Raw genomic sequence first — 4507 nt, forward strand, 5'->3', positions numbered from 1 at the left:
ACCTGAATTATTCACAGAAATTCAGAAACTTATTATAACTTATGGATTACCAAGCCTTTTCGGCTTTATTGTAATTCATTAAAAAAATGAAAAAAGAATCCATTTCTGTTAAAGTTAAAGTAACCAAAACAAAAACCAAACAGAAAGGACTCTTTATATGGTTACTTTAACGCAAAAAACACTTGATTTCAATCATAAAATTAAATTGTCAAATGATGGAGGTTCTCTTTCCTCCGATACAGGTGAGTTTCTTTTTAGAGAATTCGATGAAAAAATTGGTTTTTCAAAGACTTTAGTTAAGTACTTGAGACTTAACGATTCAAGGAAATATTATCTTCATTCAAATGAAAACTTGTTACGTCAAAAAGTCTATCAAATCATTGCCGGGTATGCGGAAGATGATGCGGCTGATCAGTTGACTCATGATCCTGTGTTTAAGGAAATCATTGAAACTCCAACACTTGCTTCCCAGCCCAGTTTGTCTCGCTTTTATACACGATTTGATAAAGATTCAATTGAACAATTAAATCTGGCTAACCAAGAAATGCTTGATAAGATTCATTGTTTTCGACAATCGAAAGAGTTATTTATCGACTTGGATTCGACTCATTCGGATACATATGGGGACCAAGAATCTTCGTCATATAATACTCATTATGGCACGATGGGTTTTCATCCATTAGTCGCCTTTGATGGTGCGACTGGTGACTTTTTGAAAGCACAACTCCGTCCCGGAAATGTTTATACATCAAATGGTGTGGTGGAATTTATTCGGCCTCTCATTAAACATTATAACGAAATGTTTCCGGAAACTACCCTGTTTCTTCGTGGAGATAGTGGGTTTGCTGTTCCGGGATTATACGATCTGTGTGAAGAAGAATCTGTTTTGTATATTATTCGGTTGAAATCGAATTCACAACTACAAAGTTTAGCGAAGGAATACCATCCTTCTTCCGCACCTTTAGATGTTTCCAAGACGGAAACCTATTATGAAGAAACGATTTACCAAGCAAAATCATGGTCAAAACCAAGAAGGGTGATTATTCAATCGGTACGTCCTGCAGGTGAGCTGTTCTTTACCCATTCCTTTTTTGTTACTAACTTTGAATTAGCTTTTCCTCAAGATATCGTCCGAGCTTATCAAAAAAGAGGGACGATGGAAAACTATATCAAAGAAGCAAAAAATGGCTTTTACTTTGATCATATGAATAGCCACGCTTTTCTAGTGAACGAAGTAAAAATGATGTTAACACTTCTTGCATATAATTTGACCAATTGGTTACGAACTCTTTGTTTTCCGGAAGGTCAAAAAACTATGCAAATTGATACGATACGTACTCGGTTAATTAAAGCGGCAAGTAAAGTCGTGAAATCAGGCAGATCCCTTTACTTCAAACTATCATCGAGTTTTGTGTATCAAAATTTCTTTTGGGATGTACTGAATCGAATTCAAAAACTACAATTGGAATGACCAATAGAATACTTCTCATAACTGAAAAAAATAAATTTTTCAGTCAAGGGGCAAGTATGCCCAAAATACCAGAGTTGTTCTATTGAAAATTCAGTTATTTTATGAATTGGCTACGGTTCTTAATTAAATACCGTTATTTTCAACTAATTTAACAAATTTTATCAAATGGGATTTGTAGCTATGAATATTTCAGGATTAAGTAAAAAGAATTCCATTACACTGATCAGTGCAATTTTGATTGCACTTGCATTCTTCGGACGATTTTCCTTAGACAACATGGTGTTATTCAATTGGTCGCTCATCATTGCATCCATTCTTGGTGTGGCGCCGATTGCAATCCAAGCCTATCAAGCATTAAAAGTAAAAGTTGTTAGTATTGATGTATTAGTTACGATTGCTGTTGTTGGAGCAGTATTAATTAAAAACTATGAAGAGTCTGCTATTGTGACTTTCCTATTCTTATTTGGTTCTTATTTAGAACAGCGTACCTTGAACAAAACACGTTCTGCCATTAAAGAATTAACAGAGCTCGCACCAGAAAGTGCTTTAAAGCAAATGGAAAATGGCGAATTTGAAGAAGTAGATGTCGATGATGTAGACGAAGGTGACATTTTATTAGTTAAAACGGGTGCAAAAGTTCCGGTAGATGGAACAGTGTTAACTGGTGAAGGTCACATTAATGAAGCAAGTATTACTGGAGAATCTCTACCTGTAAGTAAAAAGGTTGATTCTGAAGTATTTGCTGGATCTATCTTAGAAAATGGAACGATTCAAATTCAAACTGATCGTGTTGGAGAAGATACAACATTTGGTAGAATTATCGAATTAGTTGAAGAGGCACAGGATTCCAAATCAGAAGCAGAACGTTTCATTGACCGATTCTCAAAATACTATACACCAGCTGTTTTAGTCCTTGGTTTTATTGTTTGGTTGTTCTCAAAAGATATTGAATTGGCAATCACCATCCTTGTATTAGGATGTCCTGGAGCATTAGTGATCGGTGTACCTGTATCTAACGTCGCTGGTATCGGAAACGGCGCACGTAATGGTGTACTTCTAAAAGGTAGTGAAGTTATCAATGACTTTAGCAGAGTGGATACCATCGTATTTGATAAAACAGGAACATTGACAGTAGGAAACCCTGAAGTTGCCGAAAAAGAATTTTACGGAAATAATACCGAGGAAGTTCTAGGATACTTAGCTAGTGTGGAACGTGAATCGGAACACCCATTAGCAAAAGCAGTCCTACAAGATATTGGTGAGACGACTTTCTCCACAGTAGAAGAAACCAAAGTTGTTAAAGGTGGCGGGATTGTAGCAAAAGTAAATGGCCATCGTATAGCAGTTGGTAACGTAGCTTTAATGGAAAAAGAAAATGTGGAGTTAAGCGAAAAAGCCAAAAAAGATGTCGAACGCTTTGAAAAAAACGGGAACTCTCTTGTTTTAACCTCGGTTGACGGAGAATTAAACGTTCTAATGGGTATTCGAGATCAAATCCGCCCGGGTGTGAAACAAGATCTTCAAAAACTGAAAAAACTAGGGGTCAAAAACCTTGTCGTTCTTTCTGGGGACAACCAAGGAACCGTAGATTTAGTTGCTCGAGAACTTGGGTTAACAGAAGCACATGGTCATATGCTACCGGAAGGAAAATCTGCTTATATCGAAAAAATGCAAGCAGAAGGTCAAATCATTGCCTTTGTCGGTGACGGAGTGAATGATAGTCCTTCACTAGCCTTAGCAGATATCGGAATCGCCATGGGAAGTGGAACAGATGTTGCAATTGAAACATCAGATGTTGTTTTAATGAACTCTGACTTTAGCCGTTTGCCACACGCACTAGGCCTGACAAAATCAACATCAAGCAACATGAAACAAAACATCATCATTGCAGTGGGTGTGGTATTGATCTTACTTGCTAGCTTACTCTTTAGTGAGTGGATGAACATGTCCATTGGGATGTTGGTTCACGAATTAAGTATCTTAGTAGTTATTTTAAATGGTATGAGATTGTTAAGATATCGTTTGAGAGGATAATTTTATTAGAAAGTGGTCTCTACGAACGATAAACGGGAAGTATTCTTTCTGAAAAACAAAATACTTCCCTTATTTTTTCCGAAACTTGATTTCCGTCAATTTCATTTCGTTGAACCTGAGCTATACTTAAATTGTAAAGAAGAAGAGGGAAAACAAAAAAATCAAAGATAAGATGAAAGGAGAAATAATTCATGCAAAAAGCAGTTATTCAATTAGAAACATTATCTTGTCCATCTTGTATGCAAAAGATTGAAAATGCGGTGAAAGGATTAAACGGGGTTAATCAAGATAGCTTAAAAGTATTATTCAATGCAAGTAAAGTGAAAGTAGATTTTGATTCAGAAACGATCACCATTAATGATATCAAAAAGGCAATTGAAGACTTAGGATATCCCGTCGTTAAATCAAAAGTAAAATCTGCCTAAGACAAACACACATAACAAAAATTATTTATAGAAAGAGGGAAATAATAATGTCTGAACAAACATTTAACGAAGTAATAACAAACCATTTTGAAAAACTGGATTTATACACTACTGCGATTACACGGGCCCATGGTAAGAACCATCCAGAAGCCTTTGAAGTACGTGAACTATTCGAAAAAATCAGTAAAAAGGTAAAAGACGCAGGTACGAACAAACCTGACTTAGATGCTGAATTTGCTCAATTACGAAAAATCACAGACAACTACACCATTCCTGGAGATGTTTGTGAAACATATGCAGGCACATTTAACATGTTAGCGGAAGCGGACAAAGCTTATCAAGCATAGGAAGGGGGGAATATTCAATACAAAAAGCAACGAATCAACTAGAAACGCTATCTTGTCCCGCCTGTTTGCAAAGGATCAAAACGCAGCGAAAAGAGTTAATGACGTTGAAGAAGATAGTGTAAAAGTACTATTCAACTTCAGTAAAGTAAAAATAGATTTTAATGCTGAAGATTGAACAAATCAAACACTACATGTCACATACCTAAAAGGGATACTAATTGATTGTGTCA

At 36.0% G+C, this 4507-nt stretch carries 4 protein-coding genes; all 4 read left to right on the forward strand.

Annotation, left to right across the window (positions count from 1 at the left end; genetic code table 11):
• The first annotated feature begins 157 nt into the window (after positions 1–157).
• The 4 genes from BN2144_RS05840 (at position 158) to BN2144_RS05855 (ending at position 4277) form a co-directional block, all read left to right on the forward strand.
• Positions 158–1471, forward strand: coding sequence for an IS1380-like element ISBco1 family transposase (locus BN2144_RS05840; RefSeq protein ID WP_017550355.1), 1314 nt, complete (start codon positions 158–160; stop codon positions 1469–1471).
• A 180-nt stretch (positions 1472–1651) separates the two neighbouring features.
• A complete protein-coding gene (locus BN2144_RS05845) occupies positions 1652–3505 on the forward strand; it encodes a heavy metal translocating P-type ATPase (protein WP_033827362.1) in 1854 nt (617 codons plus the stop codon).
• A 191-nt stretch (positions 3506–3696) separates the two neighbouring features.
• Positions 3697–3930, forward strand: a complete 234-nt coding sequence (locus BN2144_RS05850) for a heavy-metal-associated domain-containing protein (protein WP_033827363.1) — start codon at positions 3697–3699, stop codon at positions 3928–3930.
• 47 nt (positions 3931–3977) lie between these two features.
• Positions 3978–4277 carry a hypothetical protein gene (locus tag BN2144_RS05855; RefSeq protein ID WP_033827364.1) on the forward strand — a complete coding sequence of 100 codons (300 nt, stop codon included), beginning with the start codon at positions 3978–3980 and terminating at the stop codon, positions 4275–4277.
• The last annotated feature ends 230 nt before the right edge of the window (positions 4278–4507 follow it).

It is taken from the genome of Bacillus andreraoultii (genome assembly GCF_001244735.1).
Taxonomy (GTDB): domain Bacteria; phylum Bacillota; class Bacilli; order Bacillales; family Caldibacillaceae; genus Caldifermentibacillus; species Caldifermentibacillus andreraoultii.

Bases quoted from the DNA above. Each gene is read 5' to 3' on its own strand.
- BN2144_RS05840 (WP_017550355.1), top strand. From the start codon at position 158: ATGGTTACTTTAACGCAAAAAACACTTGATTTCAATCATAAAATTAAA.
- BN2144_RS05845 (WP_033827362.1), top strand. From the start codon at position 1,652: ATGAATATTTCAGGATTAAGTAAAAAGAATTCCATTACACTGATCAGT.
- BN2144_RS05850 (WP_033827363.1), top strand. From the start codon at position 3,697: ATGCAAAAAGCAGTTATTCAATTAGAAACATTATCTTGTCCATCTTGT.
- BN2144_RS05855 (WP_033827364.1), top strand. From the start codon at position 3,978: ATGTCTGAACAAACATTTAACGAAGTAATAACAAACCATTTTGAAAAA.